Here is a 21,584-nt window from a genome sequence, read left to right on the forward strand (position 1 = left end):
TGGCCGGTCTCGAAGTCTCGCGGGCTCGTGCGTTGAGCGGGCTCGTTGAGGCATCGAGTGGGAGGTCCTCGAATGGCGTTCGCCAAGGATTTGTGGACTACGGCTGTCGTGCAGGCTGATGGGTCGGTCAAGCGCGAGCGGAACGAGAAGAGGTGGGGGCGAGGGAAGCGGTGGTTGGCGGTATGGGTAGGACCGGACGGGAAGGAGAAGTCGCGGGCGTTCGATACCAAGGTGCGGGCCAGCCGATTTGCGTCCGAGATGGAGGCTGACGTCGCTCGTGGCGAGTACGTCGACCCACAGGCCGGCACGGTGCGGTTCGAGACTCTTGCGCAGAGCTGGCTGGGATCGCGGGTGGTCGATCCGACAACAGTGGTCCGGTATGAGACGGCTTGGCGTCTGCATGTGCTTCCGGAGTTCGGTAAGCGGCAGGTGAAGAGCATCAAGCCATCCGAGATCGCGAACTGGATCGCGGATCTCGAGCGGCGCAAGGGGACAGCGACGGCGCGAACGGCCTTCGTTGTGCTGCACGGGACATTCGAACTGGCGGTCGATGACGACATCATCAAGCGGAATCCGTCCAAGGCCAAGGTGGTCAAGGTGCCGGTCCCCAAGACCAGAAGGATCACTGCGTGGAGTGACGAGACTGTCGAGCGCGTCGTCGAGTGCCACCCGGTGCAGTATCGAGCGATTCCTACGGTCGGCGCAGCAGCGGGGTTGCGCCAGGGGGAGCTGTTCGGCCTCGCCCAGGAGGACATCGACTTCGACGAGATGGTCATCCGTGTTCGGCGGCAGGTGAAGCGTCTGGGGAAACACTTCGTCTTCGCCCTGCCAAAGAACGATCGAGAACGCACAGTTCCGATGTCCGAGGGGGCCGCGCTGACACTGCTTCAGCACATCGACGCCTTCGAGCCGCGGCCGTACCGCCTGCCCTGGGAACAGCCGACCGGCGAGCCTCACGAGGCAAATATCCTCTTCCGATGGCGCGACGACCGGCGCATCGCGGCCCGTGGCTTCAACGAGCGGGTCTGGCTTCCTGCGCTCGCGGCCGCCGGCGTCATCCCGCAGCCGGTGAGAAACGCGCGCGGAGCCCTCCAGTACACCACGAACCGCGAAACCGGCATGCATGCGCTGCGGCACTACTACGCCAGTGTGACGCTGGCCGACGGTGTCAATATCAAGGAGCTCGCGGAGTACCTCGGCCACGGCGACCCGGGCTTCACGCTGCGCCTCTACACTCATATGCTGCCGTCGTCGCACGATCGCGCCCGCAAGGCGATCGACTCGCGCCTCGGCCGCATCTTTTCATTAGCGGCTCACGGAACAGTGGCGGAACAGACCGTCAGAACACATCTACTGGATCTCGCCGCACAAGACCTCGACGCAGGACCTGACTTGGGCATCTGACCTGCGGAAACACTATCTGCAAGGCTCCCCCAACAGGCGAGATGCAGAGCTCCGAGACGAGGACCTGACGCACATGTTCCAGTTCTACGCCGAGAACCACGACGACTTCACCGGCGACCGCAACCTCGCCAAGGTCCGCGAACTGAACCCCGAGCTGCAGTCCTTCGCAACGTGGGTCAACAAGCACCGGGACGAGCTCGAAGCCCTGCGAAACTAGGAGAATCCAAGCACCAGGGCAGACGGCCCGTGCTGCGCGGGTTCAGTCCCAGCGGACGCTGGGAGCTTCGGCGCAGGTGGTGCGCGGGTCCAGGTCCGCGGCGATGTCGAGCGCGATGATGGCGCAGTCCAGCGCCTCGTACGACGGCTGTTCTGTCGTCGCCGGTCCGTAAATGCACACGGCCCGGCGCCCGTCGCGTGTCCGTCCTGCTGACTCCACCGCGCCGTCCTCGTCGTGCAGCAGACTCCATCCGGTCTCTGCGAGCGAGGCCAGTGCCCGTTGCCGGTCGGCCGTGTGCAGGGAGAGCGGCCGCGGGCGCTCGACGTCGGTGAGCCGTTCGGACCAGGCCGCTTCGACCAGAGGATCCGACAACGCCTCGATGTCGGATCCGTCCGGCGGCAGCACCAGGTAACCGATACCGGTGACCGGGTCGAGAAAAGCTGTATGGGCGGCGAATTCGACCACCGTGACGTCGACGTACGGGCGCGTCATGCTGCCTCGACCTCGAACACGCGGTCGAGCCCGGTCCTGCGGAGTACGTCGGACATCCTGCGGCTCGCGTGCCGGATGACCACGCCACCGCCGCGCCGCCGGCAGACGCGATGCGTGTCGAGCAACGCGGCCAGCACGGTCGAGGAGATCTGGTCGAGCTCGGACACGTCGACGACGACCAGGCTGACACCGTCCATCACCAGACCGCGCAGTTGCCAGCGCAAGGCGGTCGGTCCGCTGCCCAGATCCGGCTCGGACAGGGTCACGATCGCCTTCTGGGGAGGCGGGCTGTGGGTGGGGTCGGTCATCGACGGCCCTTCCGCGGCGGTTTCGGGTGATGTCACCACTGTGGCCCGCGGAGTTTGAGCGCACCGGTGCGCCTTCTTTACGATCGGATGACATGCCCCGCCCGCCTGTCACGGCAACCTGTTCGGTTGCGAGGATGTGACGATGCCTATGCATGTCCTGGTCGTGGAGGACGACGATCGCATCCGGGCCGTCCTGCGCCTGGCGCTCGAGGACGAGGGCTACGAGGTCGCCGAGGCCGCCGACACGCCCTCGGCGCTGGAGGCCGTCAGATCGTCGCTGCCCGACCTGATGATGGTCGACCTGATGCTCGGCGAGGTCGACGGCTACACCTGCATCCGTGAGGTACGGCGGGTCAGCGACATCCCGATCGTCATCGTCAGCGCGCGCTCCGACACCCACGACATCGTCGCCGGACTCGAGGCGGGCGCCGACGACTACGTCACCAAACCCTTTCAGGTGAAGGAGATCACGGCCCGGATCCGCGCGCTCCGCCGCCGGCTGCGCGGCAGCGCCGAGGCGACCGAACCCGACGTCGTCCTCGACTCCGACCCCGCCCGCGCCCTGGTGCTGTCCACCTCGCGCGGGGCCGTCATGCTCGACGGCAGGGACGTCCCGCTGACCGTCACCGAGTATCGCCTGCTGGCCGAGCTCGCGCATCCACCCGGCCGGGTGCTCAGCCGCCCGAGCCTGCTCGAGAAGGTGTGGGAGCACGGGTACTACGGCGACGAGCGGATCGTCGACGTGCACATCCGGCGGCTGCGCACCAAGATCGAACGCGATCCCGGACGGCCGCAGGTCGTCGTCACGGTCCGAGGGATGGGCTACCGACTGGACCCGCAATGAGGCGCGGACGTCGTACGTTCGGCCTGCGGCACCGGCTCGTCGCGGCCTTCTCCCTGGTGGCTCTCCTGGTGTCCGCGGTCTTCGCGATCAGCACGTACCTGCTGGCCCGCGGGTACCTGCTGGCCCAACGCGAGCGCGTCGTCCAGCACCAGAGCTTCGCCGACGCGGTCTTCGTGCAGCGACGGCTCGAGAGCGCGGGCGCGGACGTGTCGGCCGTGCTGACCGCTGCCGGGACACCCGCCGGGCACACGATCATCCTCAGATGGCACGACCAGTGGTACGCCTCGGCCCTCGACCAGGGCCGGGACGCGGTACCGGCCTCGGTCCAGCAGGAGATTGCCGCCGGGCGCTCGGTCAGCCAGCGGTTCCGGTCGGCCGACGGTCCGGCCCTCGTCGTCGGCGTCCCGGTGCGCACGGCCGAGGCCGAGTTCTACGAGATCGCCCCGCTGACCGAACTCGACGGCACAGTGCGTCTGCTCAGCGGCATCCTCCTCGGCGGCGCGCTGCTGGCCACCGCGGCCGGGGCGGCGCTGGGGGTCTGGGCCAGCCGGTCGGTGGTCACGCCGCTCAACCGGGTCGCGATCACGGCCGCCTCGATCGCCGGGGGCGATCTCGACCGCCGCCTGGCGGCCACCGACGATCCCGAGCTCGCCACCATCGTCGGCTCGTTCAACAGCATGGTCGACACCCTCCACCAGCGGATCACGCGAGACGCACGGATGGCAGCCGACGTGAGTCACGAACTCCGGTCCCCGCTGACCACTCTCGTCGGCAGCGTCGACCTGCTGAACGCCCGGCGCGACGAGCTTCCCGAACGCTCCCGGAAGGCTCTCGATCTCGTCACCGCCGATCTGCAGCGCTTCCGGCGGCTGCTCGACGACCTCCTCGAACTCGCACGCTCCGACGCCGGACTCGACCACCGTCCGAACACCGTCATCGACCTCGGCGGGCTCCTGCGACAGGTACTGGGCGAAGCCGGCGCCGGACCACCGGCGTTCCCCGACGGCGACGACGTTTTCGTGGCAGCAGACAAGTCGCGTCTCGGCCGGCTCTTCCGCAACCTGTTCGACAATGCGAACACCCACGGCAACGGACTCACCGGCGTCACAGTGACCCGATCCGGCGACGACGTGCTCGTGCTGGTCGACGACAGCGGTCCGGGCATCCGGCCCGAGGACCGGGAAAGCGTCTTCGAGCGGTTCGCCACCGGCGCGGCGAAGCGCGGGTCGTCGTCGGGTACGGGTCTCGGGCTCGCGCTCGTGGCCGAGATGGCCGCGGCCCATGACGGAGCCGTGTGATGCACGGCATCGCCCGGCGGCGGCGCGCGGTTCGTCGTACGGCTCCCGGAAGCGGAGCGAGAGTCGTGAGGAACGCCGTCGTCTGCCTCGCGGCCGCGGTGCTCGTTCTCGCCGGCTGCGGCGTTCCGATGCAGGACGAACCGGCGCCGATCGCCTCCGGCGAGATCCCGTCCCGCCTGCAGCGCACCGCTCGCCCCTCCTCGGCGGCGCCCATACCGAGCACCGGCAGGCCCGCCGTCCAGGTGAGCTTCGTCCGCGACGACAAGCTGGTCACGCTTGTGCGCGAGGTGCCCACGACGACGCCCGCGGACGGGCTCAGCGCGGTTGTCGACGCCTTGCTTGCGGGACCGACCGACCGGGAACAGGCCGGCGGTATCACCACGGCGCTGCCGCCCGGCCTGATCCTGACGATCGTCGAGGTCCGAGGCAGTCGCGTCGTCCTCGAACTGTCCGGCCAGACCGGCGGCAGGTCCGCGACCGAGAACATCCTCGCCGTCGGGCAGATCGTCCTGTCCCTCACGGCGGTGCAGTCCATCGACCAGGTGACGTTCGCGCGCGACGGGGTGCCGGTCGAAGCCTTGCTGGCCGACGGCGCCCTGACGACCGCGCCCCTGACCGCCGCCGACTACGACTCCCTACGGAGCCGGTAGCAGTTGACGGTGGCACTGAGAGAACTTTGAGATCACGTGACGTTCCGCGACCTGACCCGCACCGTGACCGGCTCGCGCGCTAGACAGGTGACGACCGCTCGAAGGGAATGCATGATGACCGAACCACGCCCGACCTGACGATGGCGCTTCACCGATCCATCCGGACAGTTCTGGCGGCGGTCTCACGACTCCGCCGGAAGCCGAAGCCCGCAACGGCCGCTCCCGGGTTGCAGGTGCCGGCGCGGCTCGCCGACTGGTCCGACGCTGAGCTCTATTCGGTCTGGCGTGCCACCGGAGCGGAGCTTGTCCGTGCTCTGCACGCCGAGCACACCGCGACGGCCGCAGAGGCACGGCAGTATCTCCTCAGCGAGATAGAACGCCGGCACCCCCTCGAGACGGCCGCGTGGCTCGAGGCGGACGCCCTCCGGACCGGCGGAGCACCGGACTTCCTGAAATCTGACCGCTGACACCACTGCAGCAACGGTCGTGCCGAGTCAGCGCGGTGACTGCGAAATCAACTTCTCTGGCTCTGCGGAGGCAGCGATGGTATGACCTTCCAAGCGCTTGATTGTTTCCTCCGGAAGTCTGGTCGAAGACACCCCCGAGACCGGCTTTCGCCTGCCGCGCCGGACCTGGCGCAAGGTGCGGCAGGCGAAAGCCGCCCCATCCGATGACAACAACGACACCGGCGACACCATCCGACGTGCCCGATCACTGTCAGAACCAGGTCGCGCGTCCGTGGGTCAGTTCTTGGCGGCGGCCTTTCCGCCCTTGCGGCCGGCCTTCTTCTTCTGGGCCGTGGTGCCGCCCTGACTGCTGGAGCCACCCTTGCCGCTCTGCTTGCCGCCGTGCTCACTGGCCTTCGGCGAGTTGGCGATCTTCGCCGCACGCTCCTTGGACATCCCCTTGTCCTTGAGTGCCTCGTACTGCTTCTCGTTCTTCACATTCGCCGACTTACCAGGCATCAGAACCTCCAACCGTCCGGCACCACGTGGACACCAACCCGGTGCCCACCGCACCGACTCCTATGCGGCGCCCTGAAGCGCACAGCCGGGAGAGCGATTCCTTTCGCGGGTTCGTCCGGTCAGTACCTCTCGACAGCCTGGCCGCGTCGTGCCAGGTCGGCCAGACGAAGCAGGAGCCCGACGATGAAGTTCAATCTGTTCCTCCCCACCGGCTTCGGCAGTGATCTGTCGTCGTTCAGCGATCCGGTGGATGCGGTCGAGCGGATCATCCAGCTGGCGCAGACCGCCGAATCCGCCGGGTTCGCGGAGGTCTGGCTGCCGGATCACCTGCAGACCATCCCGCCGTCGAACCGCTACCTGTTCGAGGCGTGGACCCTCCTGACCGCGGTGGCCCGGGCGACCACCAGGATCCGCGTCGGCCAACTCGTCACCGGCAACGGCTATCGGAACCCTGCCCTGCAGGCGAAGATGGCCTCGACACTCGACGTGCTCTCCGGCGGGCGTCTGACCTTCGGGATCGGCGCGGGCTGGTACGAGGCCGACTACGCCGCGTTCGGGTACGAGTTCCCCGGCGCGGGCCGGCGACTTCGCGAGCTGCGCGAGGCCGTGCAGGTGATCCAGTCGCTGTGGACGGACGAGGTCAGCGACTTCACCGGCGAGTTCTACTCGCTGAAGAACGCCATGGTGCAGCCGAAGGGCGTCCAGACACCGCGCATCCCGCTGATGATCGCCGGCGGCGGTGAAAAGGTGACGCTCCGGATCGTCGCCGAGTTCGCGGACGTCTGCAATCTGATGACGTCGCCTGCCGACATCGAGCGCAAGCTGCAGATCCTGCGCAAGCACGCCGCGGACGTCGGCCGGAACGCCGGCTCGATCAAGGTCACTGCGACGACCGGCGCGCTGGTGACCGATACGGACGAGGCTGCCCAGGCGCAACTCCACCCGAGCATGGGCGCGTTCTATCCCGGTGACTTCGCGTCGTACCTGCTCTACGGCACGCCGGAGACGGTCCGAGCACGGGTCGCGGCGTACGAGAAGGCCGGCGTCGACGAGTTGGTGATTGGCTTCCACCAGTCGACCGATCCCGGCGCGATCCGGGACTTCGCCGAGATCGTCGGGCTCTGATCCGACTGACCGGGGTTGCGGCGGGGTACATGAGGCGTGGTTACAACACGGAAGCGCTGAGGAGCGATCTCCTTCCGGACGGTCAAAAAGCGGCCTGAGTTTGTCACCTCGTACGAGGAGGCTGTCGATGAGCCAGGAGCGATCGACCGAGGTACGGCGGAGCGAAGCCGCGATGGACGTGGATTGGTTCCGCTGGGAGTTGTGTCAGGAACGTCAGTTCCGGCTGGATCAACTGATGGATCTGGCCCGCGAGGAGACCACGCCCTTCTCGCCGGCGGTGGCGGAGGTGCGGGCCGTGCTGAAGGCCGGGGCGGTACGGGCGTTGGAAGAGATCGACGCCGCGCTGTCCCGCCTTGCCACGGGTGTCTTCGGCGCCTGCGAGATGTGCGGGGAGATGCTTCCACTGCATCGTCTCCGAGCGATACCGACTGTGAGGCTCTGTCTGCGATGCGAGCACCGCCAGGCGAGGGACGCGAGGCCGGTGGGCCGATAGCAAGCCGGTAGGCATGCCGAGGGGTACCGCAGGGTCACCATGTCTGACAGCACCATGCCTGACGCGGACACCGCGGAGATCGCGGAGCGGATAGGCCGTGCGGTACTCGCGGCCGGGCTTCGCGTGGCCGTCGCCGAGTCACTCACCAGCGGCGCCGTCGCCAGCGCGCTCGGGGCGGCGACGGAGGCGAGTTCCTGGTTCGCCGGCGGAGTCGTGGCGTACGCGGCGGACGTCAAGTTCAAGGTCTTGGACGTCGATCCAGGTCCGGTGGTGACGCCGCGCTGCGCGGCCCAGTTGGCCCGTGGAGTTGCCCGCCTCCTCGGAGCAGACGTCGCCGTGGCAGTGACCGGCGTCGGCGGACCAGAGCCGGACGAGGGGCATCCGGCCGGCACCGTGTACGCGGCTGTCCACTACCTGTCGACGGAACACGTCCGCCACAACGTGTTCGAGGGTGATCCCGCACAAGTGGTTGCCCAAGCCACCTTTCACGCACTGCGGATGCTTCACGACCTGGTTGCGGCTTGAATCCCTTTGACCTTTGCCGGTCTCGACGCGGAGATGTCCGGCCCGCTTTGCCTGGGCGGCGGACGGTTTCGCGTACCGGCCACCCCGCAAACTTTCCCACCCCCAACTGATGGGTGTGGGCGCCTCGGATCAGGCCGCCGAATGTCACGGTGCGGGAATCGTCTCGGTGATGCTGCCGTCGGCCGCACGGATGACGTGCGGCAGCCGGTTCCAGCGGGCGACCTGGGAGCCGAGGGCGATCTGCTCCAGCTCCTCGTCCCCGTCCGCGAACGGGATGTCGCTGTCGTACCGTCGTGAACACCACGCGCCGTCCGCGTAGTACGTCTCGATGTATCCGGCCTCGCATCCGGCTTCGCGGCGGGACTCGGTGCGGTCGTGGTTCGTGGTGCGTCCGTCCGGGCGCGTGCTGGGCACGGGAAGGTGGGTCATTTCTCGGGGCCTCCTGGCGGGGTGCGGCGGGCAAGGTCGGCGGTGCGGATGGTGTCGGCCGTCTCGGAGATGACGGTGATCTGGTCGGCCAGGCTCGGGTGGGTGGCGCGGAGTTCGGGGCCGGCGGCGGTCAGCGGCTGGATCAGGTCGGCCGGGTCGTTGCCGCCGAGTGCGTCGCGGAGGCGGTCGATCGCGGGAGCCGCTCCGGCCGCGGACGGATTGGAGCTGTCGGACGGCAGGGCGGTGATCCGCCCGGCGAGCTGGCGCAGGTCCGCGGCGTTGTCGCGGGCCCACCCCGCGACGGCGCGATCCCCCGAGCGGCGGTCACGAGCAGCTTGGACCCGCCGCTCGCGCGTGGTGTCCGGCTGGTCGGCGGCATGGGGTTTCAGCCGTAGGTAGCGCCGCTCGGCGGCCTGGCGGCTGGCGAGGCCGAGCGTCGGTGCGATGTCGGCCCAGGTCGCGCCGCGGTCGCGGGCGGCGTCGACGAGCACGGGCTCCCACTGGTCGAAGTACGCGCGCAGGCGATGCAGTGTCGTGAGGGTGGCGAGCAGTTGCTCGGCGTCGGCGTCCGCGAGCGCGCCGGGCGTCTCGAGCAGCTCGAGCCCGCGGAGTCGATCGCCCGTGTCTTTTCTGCTGGTCACCCGCTACTCCGATCTGGCGTCATATGTCGTCAAGATGCTGACAACGGATCTTGTCATCGTTTCGATGACATGTTAGAACAGGAGTGCGTGTTGACACCACCGATTCCATCGACGATCAGGAGGTGCAGGACAGATGTTGATGCGCACAGACCCGTTCCGGGAGCTCGACCGACTGACGCAGCAGGTCTCCGGCGCGGGGAGCCAAGGGAGCTGGTCGCGGCCGAGCCCGATGCCGCTGGACGCCTACCGTTCGGGCGACGAGTACGTGATCGCCTTCGATCTTCCCGGTGTGTCGCCGGACGCGATCGACCTGGATGTGGAGCGCAACGTGCTGACGGTGAAGGCGGAGCGGCGTCCGCCGGAGGTTCCGGACAGCGTCGAGATGCAGGTGGCCGAGCGGCCGCTCGGGGTCTTCTCCCGGCAGCTGTTCCTCGGCGAGACGCTGGACACCGACAAGATCGAGGCGCAGTACGACGCCGGCGTCCTGACGCTGAGGATCCCGATCGCCGAACGGGCCAAGCCGCGGCGGATCGCGATCGCCGGTGCCGACAGCCAGAAACAGATCAACGCCTGACGGCTGAAGGTGGTGGTTCATCTGAGCGGATCGGCGAGCGCCGCCCACATCGCAACCCAGTGAAAACCAGTCGAGTACGGCATCACCACAGCAAACCGAGTGCGTGACGTGGCGGCCCGCGGCACCGAGAGGGTCATGCGAAACACGTGCAGCGGCCACCGGGACGGCATCCCACCGGCGAGGCCGCCACGTCACACCTCACCTGCCGCGGCCGAGTCCTCAGCCGTTGGCGTTCGCGCCCTGCGCCGCTCGTGAACGAGCTGAGCTGCTGGCCTCAGGGTCGTTCGAAGCGTCCTGCTGGTCGAGCTTGCGGCGGTAGAAGTCGTACGCCGCTTGCTTGCTCATTCCCAGCGCGCTGCCGACCTGGCTCCAGCTGGAGCCCTCTTCCCGGGCCTGCCGGATCATGTGCCAACGCGCGCCGGTGAGGAGCTCGACCAACCGCCGGCTGGCCTGAAGTGCTTCCAGTCCGGTCACGCCCGGCAGGTTTCCCAACGCCTTCACGAGCGACGTGACGGGCCGGCCGGCACCCTCGGCTTCCGCAATGCGGCGCTCGTACGACTCGCGCCGATCGCTGACCCGCAGTACGCCGAGCAGCTCCTCCATACCCCTGTCGTCCGCGGCCAACGGAGGCTGTGCCATGTCACCACCCATCTCGTCAAGATATCTCGTCGACCGGCGTTGCGCCGATGACCCATGGCGTCAAGCTATCTTGACGCCGGTTCGCCGTCAAGCTACCTTGACGCTATGAGCACAGCCGCGCTACACCAAGGGCATCTGGCCGGACACCCCCGTCGCCAGAGCGACTGCGCGCCTCAGATCAGGTCGCGCGAACTCACCTCGGCCGACCGGTTCGCCCAGCTCGCCCTCGACCTGCACGACTCCGGCGGGATCGAAGAGACCGTCGACGCCGTGGTCGAGTTCGCCTTACAGGCGCTGAGCTGTTCCCACGCCGGCGTCGCGCTGATCTCGGGCCGGCCCCGGCGGCTGGAGATCCCGGCGGTGACCGACCCGCTGGTGGCCGAGATCTACAAGCTGCAGGTGGACGGCGGGCAGGGCCCACTCACCGAATCGATGCGCGACCACTCCGTCGTGCGCGTCGAGGACACCGAAACCGACGACCGCTGGCCGGAATGGTCCGCGAAGGTCCTCGAGCTCGGCGTGCGAAGCGTCCTCGACGTCCCGTTGCACACCGGAGGTTCCGTCGTCGGCGTGCTGGGTCTGTACTCGACCCAGCCGGGCGGATTCGGGCCCGACGAGGAAGCGATCGCCGAGATCCTCGCCCGGCACGCCTCGGTCGCCGTCGCGAGCGCCCGCAACGAAGTCAACCTCGCCGCCGCGGTCGACGCCCGGAAGCTGGTCGGTCAGGCGATGGGCATCCTGATGGAACGCTTCGACCTCGACGACGAGCGAGCATTCGAGGTCTTGCGGCGCTACTCCCAGGACAACAACCGCAAGCTCCGCGACGTCGCCCAGGAACTCGTCGACACCCGCAAACTCCCCCGCTGACGAAAGTCCGCCGGGCCCTGTGCCGGAGCGCCGGATGGCAGGGCCGCACGACCGATCGCGCGCGGTCAGTGCGTAGCCGTCGCGCGGGTCGGTGACTTGGTGAACAGGGCGGCGCAGAAGGCGATGGTGGCGACGGAGAAGGTTACGAGGGGCGGGCCCGGGACCCACAGTGCGGCGATCGCCAAAGCCAGGAGCGTTGCGATCAAAGCGACGATCCCGTACGGGCGCAGGCGATCCGGAGCGGTTCGGAGTGTGTCGGCGATCATCCACAGGAGCGCGCCCACGACGATCACCGCCAGGCCCATGACGAGGCTCACGCCGCGGTGCAGGGACTCGGCGTTGAGCCGCAGTGGGCCGATCTCGAACTGGCTCGCCCGCATGACGGCGTCCAGCTCCGGGTCGCTGGGGAGGAAGAAGCTCAGGACGGTGTGGCCGACGCCGGTCACGGTCCAGGTGACGGCTCCGACCCGGAACGCGGTCGCGTTCATGAGGCTGCCATCAGCTCAGGCCAACAGCGGGTGTCGGTGATCTGCCGCAAGGACAGGAGCCGGCCGTCCTTCGTGGTCAGGATGTGGGCGAACGGCGCCCGCCAGCCATCGCCGCGATAGTGGCCCAGGACAACGAACTCGTTCGGCGCCACCGGAAGCAGACGATCCGGTTCGCAGTGCAGCTCGACGCCGTCCGCCAGCCGGCCCCAGAGGTTGCGCACCGCGGACTCACGGCCGCGGAACTCACGGTCGACCGGGAGCGGCAGGCCGGGACTCAATGTGAGGACGAAATCCTCGTGAACGGCATCGCGCAGGGCAGCCGGGTCGTGTGCGGCCAGGCTGTCGTAGAACTTCCGTACGGCGGGTTGTCCGGAATCATCGCTCATGGTCTGGAAGCTACGCCCGCCGCGACATCCCCGGCAACGCGAGCTGCCTCACACATACATACATGCGTGAATGTATGATGATGGTGTGAAACGGCGGACGCAGGCGGAGCGGATCGAGCTGACCCGGAACAAGCTGCTCGAGGCCGCGGCGAGAGGCTTCTCGACGTACGGCTACGGGAACGTGCGGCTCGACGACATCGCCCGCGAGGCGGGATACACCCGCGGCGCGCTGTACCACCAGTTCGCGAACAAGGAGGAGCTCGCACTCGCCGTCATCGACTGGGTGTCTCGCACCTGGCGTGCCGAGGTCGGCGACCCCGCGGAGGCGATCGCCGACCCGGCCGAGCGGCTGCTGTGGACGGCGCAGGCGCACGCGATCTACTGCCGGCGCGACGTCGCCGCGGTGCTGATGAGCCTGCGGGTGGAGTTCGCCGGCCGCGACCACGCCGTCACGAAGGCACTCACCGAACTGATGACGCCCTTGAAGGACACGATCGCCAAGCTGATCACCCGCGGCCGGCGGACCGGCTCGATTCCCGCCGGCCCGCCGCCGCGCGCACTCGCCTCGGCGTACCTCGGTGCCCTCGAGGGCGTCACCGCCGCAGTCGGCGGACCGCCGCACGACAAAGAGTTGACCATGCGGGCGGTCCGCGGGGTGCTGGGCCTGCCGCCGAGCTGACGTCACCCTTCCGGCAGGGGCGGCAGCTCGACGTGCCGGACCTTGTAGTCGCCCTTCGTCACCGGCGCGAACGGGGCCGGTGACATGCAGGTGCCGACCGGCGCCTCTTCGGTTTGACCGGACGCGTTCTGGGTGAGGTTGACGACGGTCCAGGACAGTCCGACGCGATCGTGCTTGCCGTTGTCCAGGACGCTGAAGCCGAGCCGCTTGCCGACCCAGTCCTTGACCGGCTCGTCCGCTCTCGTGATCTTGGCGGTCAGCGAGGCGACGCCCGGCCCGGTGACCAGACAGTCCACCGTTCCCTCGGCGCGGATGGTCTGCTTCCAGGCGGCGACGTAGTGCGAGATCTGCACGGTGCCGCGCGCATCGGTCGGCAGCCCGATCGGCGCGCCGGGGATCGGGCGGGTGTACGGCGCGGCCGTGGCGTCGAAGGCGAAGTGGCGTACGTCGTCGTCCGGGGCGAACGGCAGCATGAAGTCGGCCGCACCGGTGACGCGAGCCACCTTGGGAGCGGCCTGCGCGGTGGAGATCCCGGCCACAGCGGTGGTAGCCACAACGGTCAGGGCGACGAGCTTCTTGGTGAGGTTCATACCAGGATCCTCGCGAGCCGACCGCGCCGGGACCTCCCTCGCGGGAGGGGATCAGGTCCCCCGCAGGTAGCAGATCAGGTGATGCCCCGGAAGCGGGTGATGTGGGCGGCTGCGCAGAGGTTGACGTCGAGGATGTACGGCGCGGTGGCGCCGCACTGGTCCGCGCCGGCGCCTGGGTCGACGGGCTGGCCGTGGCCCGCGGGCTGCTTCCGGCAACGGTCTCGCGGTCTTAGGCTGGAGCGGTTCGGCAGACCGCGGCGGGACGGACTCGGCGCGTCGTAGGCGTACCGCGAAAGGGCGGCGGACGGTTTGGGACGTGGAGACGGGTTCCGCGACCTGGGGGCGGAGCGAACGCAACCTGCGCAGCTTCTCGGTCGGCGGGCGGAACGGGCAGTCCTGGACCAGTTACTGACCGATGTCCGCAACGGCAGGAGCCGGGTCCTGGTCGTTCGCGGCGAGGCCGGCGTCGGCAAGACCGCCCTGCTGACCTACGCGGCCGAATCCGCGACGGACGTCAGCACGCTGCGGGCGGTCGGCGTCCAGTCGGAGATGGAGCTGGCGTTCGCGGCGCTCCACCAGCTGTGCGCGCCGCTCCTCGATCGGCTGGACCGGATCCCCGAGCCGCAGCGCCGGGCGCTCGCGACCGTGTTCGGGCTGGCGCCGGGCCCCGCTCCGGACCGCTTCATGGTCGGGCTCGCGGTGCTCAGCCTGATCTCCGACCTGGCCGGTGAACGGCCGGTCCTGGTGGTCGTCGACGACGTGCAATGGCTCGACACGGCCACCGCGCAGGTGCTCGGGTTCGTCGCCCGCCGGATCGGCGCCGAGGCGGTCGGATTGTTGTTCGGCGCCCGCGAGATCGGTGTCGAGCTGCACGGTCTCGCCGAGCTCCAGGTCGAGGGGCTGCCGGCCGACGAGGCCCACGCCTTGCTCGGTTCGGCCGTCGAGTTCCTGCTCGACGAGCCGGTGCGCCGGCGGATCGTCGCCGAGACCGGCGGCAACCCGCTCGCCCTGCTCGAGCTGCCGCGCGGCCTGACCGCGACGCAGCTCGCGGCCGGGTTCGGCCTGCTCGGCGGCCAGGAGCTGCCCGGCCGCATCGAGCAGAGCTTCCTGCGGCAGGCCGACACCCTGCCCGCGCCGACCCGTCGGCTCCTGCTGGTCGCGGCGGCCGAGCCGATCGGCGATCCGGTGCTCGTCCGCCGGGCAGCCGACCAGCTCGGGATCGAGGTGGCCTTCGCCGAGATCGACGGGCTGATGAGCCTGGGTGAGCGGGTGACGTTCCGCCATCCGCTGGTCCGGTCGGCGCTGTACGGCTCGGCGTCCGAGACGGAGCGGCGCGCGGTGCATCTGGCGCTGGCCGGAGCGACGGACTCGGCGACCGATCCCGACCGGCGTGCCTGGCATCTGGCCGCCGCCACAACCGGACCCGACGAGGACGTCGCCCTCGAGCTGGAGCGCTCCGCGGGTCGTGCGCAGGCTCGGGGCGGTTTCGCCGCCGCCGCTGCCTTCCTGCAGCGGGCGGTCGCGCTGACCCGCGACCCCGTCCGCCGGACCGAGCGCGCGCTGGCGGGCGCGCAGGCCAGTCTGCAGGCCGGCGCGTTCGGGACGGCCTGGGCGCTGCTGGCGACAGCCGAGGCCGGGAAGCTCGACGGTCTCGGCCGGGCCCGGATCGATCTGCTCCGCGCCGAGGCGGCGTACGCGCAGCAACGCGGCGGGGACGCGCCCGGCCTGCTCCTGCGCGCGGCCAAGACGCTCGAGCCGCTCGACGTACGGCTCGCACGCGACACGTATCTCGACGCCTGGAGTGCGGCTCTGTTCGCTGGTCAGCTGGCCACGGACCCGAGTCTGCGCGACGTCTCGGCGGCGGCCGAGGCGGCGCCCCGGCCGGAGACCCCCGGCCGCAGCTCCGACGTCCTGCTGGACGGGTTCGCGTTGCTGTTCGGCGAGGGCCGTCCTCGTGCCGTGCCACTGCTCAAACAGGCTGCCCACGCGTTCGGTGATCAGGGTGCCTCGGTCGAGGAGGTGCTGCGCTGGGGTTGGCTGGCCACCGCGGCCGCGGCGACCGCGTGGGACTTCGAGGCGTGCCTGTCGACCGCCACCCGGCAGGTCGAGGTGGCGCGCGGTGCCGGCGCGCTGGCGGTACTGGCGGTCGGGGTCAACGTGCTCGGCCAGGTCGCCGCGCTGGCCGGCGACTTCGCCGAGGCGACCTCGCTGCGGGCCGAGGCCGACGCGGTCCGCGAGGCGACCGGCGCGCACGTCCTGCCGTACGGCGGGCTGGTGCTGGCTGCCCTGCGCGGGCTCCCGGACGAGGCGTTCCCGCTGATCGACGAGACCATCGAGAGCGCGATCGCCGGAGGGCAGGGTACGGCGGCGCAGTACGCGCGCTGGGCGCGGTCCGTCGTACTGAACGGCCTCGGCCGCCACAGCGAAGCGTTGCCGTGGGCCGTCGCCGCGAGCGAAGACACACCGGAGCTGTTCGTGTCGTCGTGGGCGCTGAGCGAGCAGATCGAGGCGGCCGTCCGCAGCGGACGCCCGCGCGAGGCTGCCGCCGCACTCGGCCTGTTGCAGGACAAGACCCTGGACACCGAGGAGCGCTGGGGCCGCGGTATCGAGGCACGCGCGCGAGGTCTGCTGGACGACGGCCCGACCGCGGAGGGTGCGTACCTCGAGGCGATCGAACACCTCACCGGGACCAGGCTGCGCCCCGACCTGGCACGGGCACATCTGCTGTACGGCGAGTGGCTGCGTCGCCGCACGCGCCGCGGAGAAGCGCGGGCCGAGCTGCGTGCGGCGTACGACCTGTTCGCGTCGATCGGCATGGCCGCGTTCGCCGAGCGGGCGCGCCGCGAGTTGCAGGCGACCGGAGAGACGGTGCGCCGACGGACGAACGGACCGGGCACGAGTGACGAACTCACGCCGCAGGAGCTCCAGATCGCGTTGCTGGTCCGCGACGGCCTGTCGAACCCCGAGGTGGGCAGCAGACTCTTCCTGAGCCCTCGCACCGTCGAATGGCACCTCCGCAAGATCTTCGACAAGCTCGCCATCAGCTCGCGCCGGCAGCTGCGCGACGCCCTGCCGGACGCGGTCAGCGAGGCCGCCGGTTAGTGCCGCAGCAGCTGCTGACCGCCGTCGACGTCGTACGTCGCTCCGGTGAGCGCCGTGTTCGTCATCAGGTGCAGGATCAGCGCGGCGACATCGTCCGGGCCGACCACCCGCCGGATCGGCAGGGTGGCCCGCAGGTCGGCGCGGCGGGCCTCGAGCTGGTCGCCGAGCAGCCGCGCCGACAGCGGCGTGTCGACGAACCCGGCGGCGACCGCGTTCACCCGGATCGGGGCGAGCTCCAGCGCGGCGTTGGCGGCGATCGCCTGCAGCGCGACGGTCCCGATCGCCGCGACACTCAGGCCGATACCGGGCCGGCGCGCGCCGGTCCCGCTGATGAAGGTGAGCGAGCCGCCGGCCCGGACCCGTCCGATGCACAACCGCGCGATGCGGAGGGCGCCGACCAGATCCTCGTCGAACACCCGCAGCGCCCAGTCGAAGTCCAGCTCGGCGATCGGTGCGTAGAACGGCCCGCCGCCGCTGACCAGGACGTGATCGAGGTCCGCGGGAAGGTCGGCGAAGACCTGCGCGAGACGGTCCGGATCACCCAGGTCCAGGATCGGCGCGCTCTCGGCGTCGACCTCGGCGGCGGCCGCGGCGAGCCGCTCGGGATTCCGGCCGGTGACGACGATCCGGGCGCCGGCACTACGGGCCTGGTGGGCCGTCGCCAGCCCGATCCCCGAGCTGCCGCCGATCACGACCACACGCTGCCCGTCGAGACTGCCGTTCATCGTGTTCTCCCTCTCCTCAGGTCAGGTGGACACCGGGACGGCGCAGCCGTGAACCCGCGGCGTCGCCGGCAGTTGGGTGGCGGGTGGGCGGCCGCGGGCGACGTACCCGAGGGTGATCACCGCGGCGACCACGCTGAGAGCCGCCATCACGAGCATCGCCGTCTGGTACCGGTGCCCGAGCGGCTGGACGAGGTCGTCCGAGCCGCCGACGCCCAGCAGCGCGGGGACGAGCGCGATCAGCACCACGCCTCCGACCCGGGAGGCGGCGTCGTTGATCGCCGACGCCTCGCCGAGGTCGGCGTCGTCGACGGCAGCCAGGACGCCGGCCGTCAGCGGCGCGACCGTCAGCCCGATGCCGAGCCCCCACAACAGCGCGCCCGGCAGGATCGCGCTCAGGTAGCTGTCGCCCGGGCTCGCCGCCGACAACCACGCGAATCCGCCGGCCACGATCAGGATGCCGACGGCCATCGGCCAGCGGACGCCGACCCGGGCCACCAGAGCGCCGGTGAACGGCGAGACGAGCAAGAACACCACCGACTCCGGGATCAGCGCCGCACCCGCCTCGGTTGCGCTGTACCCCAGCTGCAACTGGCATTGCAGGACGACGAGGTAGCTCGCGGCGGACAGTGCGCCGTAGAACAGGACCGTCGCGGCGTTGATGGCGACGAACTGGCGGATCCGGAAGAGCGCCGTGCGCAGCATGGGCGCTGCCTGTCGTTGCTCCACCGGGACCAGGGCGGCGAGACAGACCACGCCGACACCGCCCGGGACCAGCACCGTCGCGCTCCCCCATCCGTCGGACGGTCCTGCGGTCAGCGCATAGATCACGCCGCCCAGTCCGACGACGGTGAGCAGAGCGCCGAGGACGTCGACAGAGAGGTCCCGACGCGGGCGGCTGACTTCCGGTACGCCGCGCAGAACCCAGAGCGCCGCTGCTATCAGCGGAACGTTCAGCAGGAACACGTACCGCCAGGAGGCGTGATCGATCAGCCAGCCTCCGCCGTACGGCCCGAGCGTCGTACCGAGGGTCGACAATCCTGCCCAGATGCCGATCCCCTTGGCACGGTCCGCGGGCCGCAAGGTGCCGTTGAGCAAGGCCAGGCTGCTGGGCACGACCATCGCTCCGCCGGCTCCCTGCACGACTCGCGTCGCGATCAGCGCCGCGGTGTTCGGGGCAGCCGCGCAGCACAGCGACGCGATCAGCATGACGCCGAGGCCGATCATCAGGAGCCGGCGCCAGCCGAAGTGATCGGCCAGCGCGCCGGCGAGGAGAAGCATCGAGGCGACCGTCACCAGGTAGCCGGTCAGGATCCATTGCAGCCCGGTCACACCGGTCCCGAGGTCGCGGCCGATCGCGGGGATCGCGACGTTGATCATGTAGGCGTCGATGAAGCCGACCATCGAGGCCAGCACCGTCGCCGCCACCAGCAAGGCCCCGGCCCGCCCACGGATCGCGATCCCGGCGTACGACGCCCCGCCGGCCGCGGGCTCGTTCCGTGTCGTCATCGCGCGACCGTTCCGGGATCGCTCGGGTGCCGGGTCAGGGGCAGCGTGTCGACCGAGAGCCAGGGCGCCATCGGCAGGCTGTCGACGATCTTCCGGAGCAGCTCGGCCTCTGCGGTCTGCCAGTGGCCGAGGTTGCGGCCGTCCCCCGGAAGCCGCCACAACCGGATCAGCTGTCCCGCGGCCGCGAGCTCCCGCGTCCGCCGCGCCTCCCGCGCAGTCATGGCGTCGACGTCGGCGGCGGTCGCGTCGGACGGGACGGCCACGACGAACGTCGTGAAGAACTCGCCGGCGCCCGGATCGAGCGCGATCCGATCGGGCCCCGGATCGTTCGGGTGGGCGGACAGCTCGGTCACCTCGTCGGTCCGCCAGATCCGCAACGGCATCGACGCCAGGACGACCTCGAGCGCCGCGGCGTCGTCCGCCGCGAACAGACCGAGCGTTCGCCACTGACCGGGTGCCGGCGGCGGACGCCACAAACGCTTCAGGTGGCCCTGCCCGGCCAGATCCGCGGAATGGGCGGCCTCCCGGGCGCGCACTTCGGCGACCTCGGCCTCGGTGACACCGTCCGGCACCCGGGTCGTCATCGTGACGAGAAATTCCATGTCCAGCCTCCGGCTCGTGGATGCCCCCGGATCCCACGATCCGCCGCGCCCGGCCACCACGACACCAGTGACGGTCCCTGGTCGCGAAAACCAGGGACAGTCACTGGCCCGGCGGCCACGTGGTGCGCGCCACCCTGGACGCAACCGAAGGGAGTGCGCAATGGACAGCAAGCACGAGTACGACGTGATCGTGCTCGGCGCCGGGGCACCGGGCGAGCACTGTGCCGCGACGTTGGCCAAGGGCGGCGCGCGCGTCGCCGTCGTGGAGCGTGAACTGCTCGGCGGCGAGTGCTCGTACTGGGCCTGTATCCCGTCGAAGACCTTGCTGCGCCCCGGTGAGGCGCTGGCCGAGGCGCTCGACGCGCCCGGCGCCCGGGAGGCCGTCACCGGCTCGCTCGACGTCTCCGCTGCCCTCGGCTGGCGGGACTTCATGGTCTCCGGGTACGACGACTCCGGTCAGGTCTCGTGGGCCAAGGGCGCCGGGATCGAGGTCCTGCGCGGTCACGGCCGGCTCGCGGGTCCGCACACCGTCGCGGTGGACGACCGGACCTGCACCGCGGACGCGATCGTGGTCGCGACCGGCGCCGACCCGGTGATCCCGCCGGTCCCCGGACTCCAGGACCTGCCCGGTGTGTGGACGAACCGCGACGTCACCGGGCTGGTCGACGTCCCGGACCGGCTGATCGTCCTGGGCGGCGGAGCCACCGGGGTCGAGATGAGTCAGGCACTGGCCCGGATGGGCGCGACCGTGACGCTGCTCGAGCGCGGCGAGCACCTGCTCCCCCGCGAACCCCGGGCGGTCGGCGAAGCGGTCGCGACCACACTCACCGCGGACGGCGTGGACGTCCGGGTCGGCACCGGCGCGGAGCGCGTCGCGCTCGCGGGATCGACGTACGTGGTCGACCTGAGCGACGCGACGCAGGTGACGGGTGACCGGATCCTGGTCGCGACCGGCCGCCGGCCGCGGGTCGACGGCATCGGGCTGGAGACCGTCGGCATCGATCCCGATCCGCGCGGCGTCCCGGTCGACGACACACTGCTGGCAGCTCCCGGCATCTGGGCGCTCGGCGACGTCACCGGTCTGTGGCAACTGACGCACGTCGGTGAGTACCAGGGACGTGTTGCCGCAAGCAACATTCTCGGCAGGCCCCGGACGGCGAACTACCAAGCGGTGCCGCGGGTCGTGTACTGCTACCCGCAGGCGGCGTCGGTCGGCGCCGCGGACGGCGCGTTCGTGGCCACCGTGCAACTGTCCGGTGTGCCACGAACCGCGACGTACCTCCGCTCGTACGACACCCAGCCCGGCTTCCTGACGCTGGTTTCGGACGGAACCCTGATCACCGGCGCGTACGCCGTCGGCCCGGAAGCCGGCGAGTGGCTGCAACAAGCCACGCTGGCGATCCGCGCAAAGGTCCCGCTGCCCGTCATGCTCGACGTCATCCAGCCGTTCCCGACGTTCTCCGAAGCCTTCCTCCAGGCGTTGCGCGATCTGGAGGCCCAAGTCACCGCACGCTGATACGCCTCAGCGCTTGGGCTGCTCGCTCAGCTCCGAGCGGTACGCGCGGAACGCGTCGATGGACGCCGTCAGATAGCGCTTGACGACCTCGAGCTCGGCGGGCGTGAACTCGCTGGTGGCCGCGCGGTGATGGGCTCCCAGCGGCGTGAAGAACCGGCCGGCGAGTTCGCGGCCGGGCTCGCCGTACCGCAGGATCACCCGGCGCCGGTCGGCCGGATCGCGTTCCCGCTGGACGTGACCGGCACGTTCGAGCCGGTCGAGCAGGGTCGTCACGGACCCGGTCGTCAGTCCCAGTTCGGCGGCCAGCTGGCCGGCCGTCAGCGGCCGTCCGCGCTCACCGGCGACGAGGATCCGCACCAGCGCCTCGACGTCGGTGCCGTGGACGCCGTGCCGCTGTGCGAACACGTGCGCGATCCGCTGCCCCTCCGCGACGAGCATCTGCACCAGGCCGACGAGGTCGTCCTGTGGGGACCGGGCCTTGCGCTCCACCACCTCCACCTCCTAATGTCTTGGAAATCA

At 70.2% G+C, this 21,584-nt stretch carries 26 protein-coding genes; 13 read left to right on the forward strand and 13 right to left on the reverse strand.

Annotation, left to right across the window (positions count from 1 at the left end; all coding sequences use genetic code 11):
* Positions 1-72: 72 nt before the first annotated feature.
* Both AB0L64_RS38990 and AB0L64_RS38995 read left to right on the forward strand, forming a co-directional pair.
* A complete protein-coding gene (locus AB0L64_RS38990; protein WP_363717998.1) occupies positions 73-1,404 on the forward strand; it encodes a site-specific integrase in 1,332 nt (443 codons plus the stop codon).
* Between the two features lie 73 nt (positions 1,405-1,477).
* Entirely contained in the window at positions 1,478-1,621 is a 144-nt protein-coding gene (locus AB0L64_RS38995) for a hypothetical protein (RefSeq protein ID WP_363717999.1), read from the forward strand.
* A 42-nt stretch (positions 1,622-1,663) separates the two neighbouring features.
* Here AB0L64_RS38995 and AB0L64_RS39000 read toward each other — a convergent pair whose 3' ends face one another.
* Together AB0L64_RS39000 and AB0L64_RS39005 are read right to left on the reverse strand one after the other, a co-directional pair.
* Positions 1,664-2,113: a hypothetical protein gene (locus tag AB0L64_RS39000; protein ID WP_363718000.1), complete on the reverse strand. Its 450-nt coding sequence runs from the start codon at positions 2,111-2,113 to the stop codon at positions 1,664-1,666.
* Complete coding sequence (locus tag AB0L64_RS39005; RefSeq protein ID WP_363718001.1) at positions 2,110-2,421, reverse strand: STAS domain-containing protein; 312 nt, start codon at positions 2,419-2,421, stop codon at positions 2,110-2,112. The genes AB0L64_RS39000 and AB0L64_RS39005 overlap by 4 nt, the downstream gene beginning before the upstream one ends.
* Before the next feature lie 142 nt (positions 2,422-2,563).
* On the opposite strand from AB0L64_RS39005, the gene AB0L64_RS39010 reads away from it, so the two are divergent.
* The 3 genes from AB0L64_RS39010 to AB0L64_RS39020 all read left to right on the forward strand — a co-directional run bounded on the left by AB0L64_RS39010 (position 2,564) and on the right by AB0L64_RS39020 (position 5,213).
* The gene (locus tag AB0L64_RS39010; RefSeq protein ID WP_363718002.1) at positions 2,564-3,265 is read left to right on the forward strand and encodes a response regulator transcription factor; all 702 of its coding nucleotides are present in this window, start codon (positions 2,564-2,566) and stop codon (positions 3,263-3,265) included.
* Positions 3,262-4,563: a HAMP domain-containing sensor histidine kinase gene (locus AB0L64_RS39015; protein ID WP_363718003.1), complete on the forward strand. Its 1,302-nt coding sequence runs from the start codon at positions 3,262-3,264 to the stop codon at positions 4,561-4,563. Before AB0L64_RS39010 ends, AB0L64_RS39015 begins: the two co-directional genes overlap by 4 nt.
* Before the next feature lie 65 nt (positions 4,564-4,628).
* Complete coding sequence (locus tag AB0L64_RS39020; RefSeq protein WP_363718004.1) at positions 4,629-5,213, forward strand: GerMN domain-containing protein; 585 nt, start codon at positions 4,629-4,631, stop codon at positions 5,211-5,213.
* A 743-nt stretch (positions 5,214-5,956) separates the two neighbouring features.
* Here the strand turns inward: AB0L64_RS39020 and AB0L64_RS39025 are convergent.
* A complete protein-coding gene (locus AB0L64_RS39025; protein ID WP_363718005.1) occupies positions 5,957-6,178 on the reverse strand; it encodes a hypothetical protein in 222 nt (73 codons plus the stop codon).
* Positions 6,179-6,361: 183 nt separating this feature from the next.
* Here AB0L64_RS39025 and AB0L64_RS39030 point away from each other — a divergent pair, with 183 nt between their 5' ends.
* The 3 genes from AB0L64_RS39030 (at position 6,362) to AB0L64_RS39040 (ending at position 8,321) form a co-directional block, all read left to right on the forward strand.
* Entirely contained in the window at positions 6,362-7,303 is a 942-nt protein-coding gene (locus AB0L64_RS39030) for a TIGR03560 family F420-dependent LLM class oxidoreductase (RefSeq protein ID WP_363718006.1), read from the forward strand.
* A gap of 127 nt (positions 7,304-7,430) precedes the next feature.
* The gene (locus AB0L64_RS39035) at positions 7,431-7,796 is read left to right on the forward strand and encodes a TraR/DksA C4-type zinc finger protein (protein ID WP_363718007.1); all 366 of its coding nucleotides are present in this window, start codon (positions 7,431-7,433) and stop codon (positions 7,794-7,796) included.
* A gap of 39 nt (positions 7,797-7,835) precedes the next feature.
* Positions 7,836-8,321 (forward strand): CinA family protein, encoded by a 486-nt coding sequence (locus AB0L64_RS39040; RefSeq protein WP_363718008.1) that lies wholly within the window; start codon positions 7,836-7,838, stop codon positions 8,319-8,321.
* 144 nt (positions 8,322-8,465) lie between these two features.
* On the opposite strand, the gene AB0L64_RS39045 is transcribed toward AB0L64_RS39040, so the two are convergent.
* Both AB0L64_RS39045 and AB0L64_RS39050 read right to left on the reverse strand, forming a co-directional pair.
* Positions 8,466-8,750: a hypothetical protein gene (locus AB0L64_RS39045; protein ID WP_363718009.1), complete on the reverse strand. Its 285-nt coding sequence runs from the start codon at positions 8,748-8,750 to the stop codon at positions 8,466-8,468.
* Complete coding sequence (locus AB0L64_RS39050) at positions 8,747-9,391, reverse strand: hypothetical protein (protein WP_363718010.1); 645 nt, start codon at positions 9,389-9,391, stop codon at positions 8,747-8,749. Before AB0L64_RS39050 ends, AB0L64_RS39045 begins: the two co-directional genes overlap by 4 nt.
* Positions 9,392-9,524: 133 nt before the next feature.
* Here AB0L64_RS39050 and AB0L64_RS39055 point away from each other — a divergent pair, with 133 nt between their 5' ends.
* Positions 9,525-9,965, forward strand: a complete 441-nt coding sequence (locus tag AB0L64_RS39055; protein ID WP_363718011.1) for an Hsp20/alpha crystallin family protein — start codon at positions 9,525-9,527, stop codon at positions 9,963-9,965.
* A 219-nt stretch (positions 9,966-10,184) separates the two neighbouring features.
* Here the strand turns inward: AB0L64_RS39055 and AB0L64_RS39060 are convergent, their stop codons facing one another.
* The gene (locus AB0L64_RS39060; RefSeq protein WP_363718012.1) at positions 10,185-10,604 is read right to left on the reverse strand and encodes a hypothetical protein; all 420 of its coding nucleotides are present in this window, start codon (positions 10,602-10,604) and stop codon (positions 10,185-10,187) included.
* Between the two features lie 105 nt (positions 10,605-10,709).
* On the opposite strand from AB0L64_RS39060, the gene AB0L64_RS39065 reads away from it, so the two are divergent.
* Entirely contained in the window at positions 10,710-11,471 is a 762-nt protein-coding gene (locus AB0L64_RS39065) for a GAF and ANTAR domain-containing protein (RefSeq protein WP_363718013.1), read from the forward strand.
* Between the two features lie 65 nt (positions 11,472-11,536).
* Here AB0L64_RS39065 and AB0L64_RS39070 read toward each other — a convergent pair whose 3' ends face one another.
* Both AB0L64_RS39070 and AB0L64_RS39075 read right to left on the reverse strand, forming a co-directional pair.
* Positions 11,537-11,959, reverse strand: coding sequence for a hypothetical protein (locus AB0L64_RS39070; RefSeq protein WP_363718014.1), 423 nt, complete (start codon positions 11,957-11,959; stop codon positions 11,537-11,539).
* The gene (locus tag AB0L64_RS39075; RefSeq protein ID WP_363718015.1) at positions 11,956-12,345 is read right to left on the reverse strand and encodes a nuclear transport factor 2 family protein; all 390 of its coding nucleotides are present in this window, start codon (positions 12,343-12,345) and stop codon (positions 11,956-11,958) included. Before AB0L64_RS39075 ends, AB0L64_RS39070 begins: the two co-directional genes overlap by 4 nt.
* An 85-nt stretch (positions 12,346-12,430) precedes the next feature.
* Here AB0L64_RS39075 and AB0L64_RS39080 point away from each other — a divergent pair, with 85 nt between their 5' ends.
* On the forward strand, positions 12,431-13,024 hold the full coding sequence (locus AB0L64_RS39080) for a TetR/AcrR family transcriptional regulator (protein ID WP_363718016.1): 594 nt from the start codon (positions 12,431-12,433) through the stop codon (positions 13,022-13,024).
* 2 nt (positions 13,025-13,026) lie between these two features.
* Here AB0L64_RS39080 and AB0L64_RS39085 read toward each other — a convergent pair whose 3' ends face one another.
* Complete coding sequence (locus AB0L64_RS39085; RefSeq protein ID WP_363718017.1) at positions 13,027-13,614, reverse strand: hypothetical protein; 588 nt, start codon at positions 13,612-13,614, stop codon at positions 13,027-13,029.
* A gap of 309 nt (positions 13,615-13,923) precedes the next feature.
* Here AB0L64_RS39085 and AB0L64_RS39090 point away from each other — a divergent pair, with 309 nt between their 5' ends.
* A complete protein-coding gene (locus AB0L64_RS39090) occupies positions 13,924-16,716 on the forward strand; it encodes an AAA family ATPase (protein WP_363718018.1) in 2,793 nt (930 codons plus the stop codon).
* Here the strand turns inward: AB0L64_RS39090 and AB0L64_RS39095 are convergent.
* From AB0L64_RS39095 to AB0L64_RS39105, 3 genes are read right to left on the reverse strand one after another with little or no spacing between them, the layout of a single operon-like run.
* The gene (locus AB0L64_RS39095; protein WP_363718019.1) at positions 16,713-17,441 is read right to left on the reverse strand and encodes an SDR family oxidoreductase; all 729 of its coding nucleotides are present in this window, start codon (positions 17,439-17,441) and stop codon (positions 16,713-16,715) included. The genes AB0L64_RS39090 and AB0L64_RS39095 overlap by 4 nt on opposite strands.
* Positions 17,442-17,462: 21 nt before the next feature.
* Entirely contained in the window at positions 17,463-18,947 is a 1,485-nt protein-coding gene (locus AB0L64_RS39100) for an MFS transporter (protein WP_363718020.1), read from the reverse strand.
* Positions 18,944-19,549: a muconolactone Delta-isomerase family protein gene (locus tag AB0L64_RS39105; RefSeq protein ID WP_363718021.1), complete on the reverse strand. Its 606-nt coding sequence runs from the start codon at positions 19,547-19,549 to the stop codon at positions 18,944-18,946. The genes AB0L64_RS39100 and AB0L64_RS39105 overlap by 4 nt, the downstream gene beginning before the upstream one ends.
* A gap of 160 nt (positions 19,550-19,709) precedes the next feature.
* Here AB0L64_RS39105 and AB0L64_RS39110 point away from each other — a divergent pair, with 160 nt between their 5' ends.
* On the forward strand, positions 19,710-21,065 hold the full coding sequence (locus AB0L64_RS39110; protein WP_363718022.1) for an NAD(P)/FAD-dependent oxidoreductase: 1,356 nt from the start codon (positions 19,710-19,712) through the stop codon (positions 21,063-21,065).
* A gap of 6 nt (positions 21,066-21,071) precedes the next feature.
* On the opposite strand, the gene AB0L64_RS39115 is transcribed toward AB0L64_RS39110, so the two are convergent.
* Positions 21,072-21,557 carry a MarR family winged helix-turn-helix transcriptional regulator gene (locus tag AB0L64_RS39115; RefSeq protein ID WP_363718023.1) on the reverse strand — a complete coding sequence of 162 codons (486 nt, stop codon included), beginning with the start codon at positions 21,555-21,557 and terminating at the stop codon, positions 21,072-21,074.
* Between the last annotated feature and the right edge of the window lie 27 nt (positions 21,558-21,584).

Origin of the sequence: Kribbella sp. NPDC051936 (assembly GCF_040680955.1) — a bacterium.
Classification (GTDB): Bacteria; Actinomycetota; Actinomycetes; order Propionibacteriales; family Kribbellaceae; genus Kribbella.

Excerpts from the sequence above, each read along its gene's own strand:
- AB0L64_RS38990 (WP_363717998.1), top strand. The coding sequence starts at position 73 with ATGGCGTTCGCCAAGGATTTGTGGACTACGGCTGTCGTGCAGGCTGAT.
- AB0L64_RS38995 (WP_363717999.1), top strand. The coding sequence starts at position 1,478 with ATGTTCCAGTTCTACGCCGAGAACCACGACGACTTCACCGGCGACCGC.
- AB0L64_RS39000 (WP_363718000.1), bottom strand. The coding sequence starts at position 2,113 with ATGACGCGCCCGTACGTCGACGTCACGGTGGTCGAATTCGCCGCCCAT.
- AB0L64_RS39005 (WP_363718001.1), bottom strand. The coding sequence starts at position 2,421 with ATGACCGACCCCACCCACAGCCCGCCTCCCCAGAAGGCGATCGTGACC.
- AB0L64_RS39010 (WP_363718002.1), top strand. The coding sequence starts at position 2,564 with ATGCCTATGCATGTCCTGGTCGTGGAGGACGACGATCGCATCCGGGCC.
- AB0L64_RS39015 (WP_363718003.1), top strand. The coding sequence starts at position 3,262 with ATGAGGCGCGGACGTCGTACGTTCGGCCTGCGGCACCGGCTCGTCGCG.
- AB0L64_RS39025 (WP_363718005.1), bottom strand. The coding sequence starts at position 6,178 with ATGCCTGGTAAGTCGGCGAATGTGAAGAACGAGAAGCAGTACGAGGCA.
- AB0L64_RS39030 (WP_363718006.1), top strand. The coding sequence starts at position 6,362 with ATGAAGTTCAATCTGTTCCTCCCCACCGGCTTCGGCAGTGATCTGTCG.
- AB0L64_RS39035 (WP_363718007.1), top strand. The coding sequence starts at position 7,431 with ATGAGCCAGGAGCGATCGACCGAGGTACGGCGGAGCGAAGCCGCGATG.
- AB0L64_RS39040 (WP_363718008.1), top strand. The coding sequence starts at position 7,836 with ATGTCTGACAGCACCATGCCTGACGCGGACACCGCGGAGATCGCGGAG.
- AB0L64_RS39045 (WP_363718009.1), bottom strand. The coding sequence starts at position 8,750 with ATGACCCACCTTCCCGTGCCCAGCACGCGCCCGGACGGACGCACCACG.
- AB0L64_RS39055 (WP_363718011.1), top strand. The coding sequence starts at position 9,525 with ATGTTGATGCGCACAGACCCGTTCCGGGAGCTCGACCGACTGACGCAG.
- AB0L64_RS39060 (WP_363718012.1), bottom strand. The coding sequence starts at position 10,604 with ATGGCACAGCCTCCGTTGGCCGCGGACGACAGGGGTATGGAGGAGCTG.
- AB0L64_RS39065 (WP_363718013.1), top strand. The coding sequence starts at position 10,710 with ATGAGCACAGCCGCGCTACACCAAGGGCATCTGGCCGGACACCCCCGT.
- AB0L64_RS39070 (WP_363718014.1), bottom strand. The coding sequence starts at position 11,959 with ATGAACGCGACCGCGTTCCGGGTCGGAGCCGTCACCTGGACCGTGACC.
- AB0L64_RS39075 (WP_363718015.1), bottom strand. The coding sequence starts at position 12,345 with ATGAGCGATGATTCCGGACAACCCGCCGTACGGAAGTTCTACGACAGC.
- AB0L64_RS39085 (WP_363718017.1), bottom strand. The coding sequence starts at position 13,614 with ATGAACCTCACCAAGAAGCTCGTCGCCCTGACCGTTGTGGCTACCACC.
- AB0L64_RS39095 (WP_363718019.1), bottom strand. The coding sequence starts at position 17,441 with ATGAACGGCAGTCTCGACGGGCAGCGTGTGGTCGTGATCGGCGGCAGC.
- AB0L64_RS39100 (WP_363718020.1), bottom strand. The coding sequence starts at position 18,947 with ATGACGACACGGAACGAGCCCGCGGCCGGCGGGGCGTCGTACGCCGGG.
- AB0L64_RS39105 (WP_363718021.1), bottom strand. The coding sequence starts at position 19,549 with ATGGAATTTCTCGTCACGATGACGACCCGGGTGCCGGACGGTGTCACC.
- AB0L64_RS39110 (WP_363718022.1), top strand. The coding sequence starts at position 19,710 with ATGGACAGCAAGCACGAGTACGACGTGATCGTGCTCGGCGCCGGGGCA.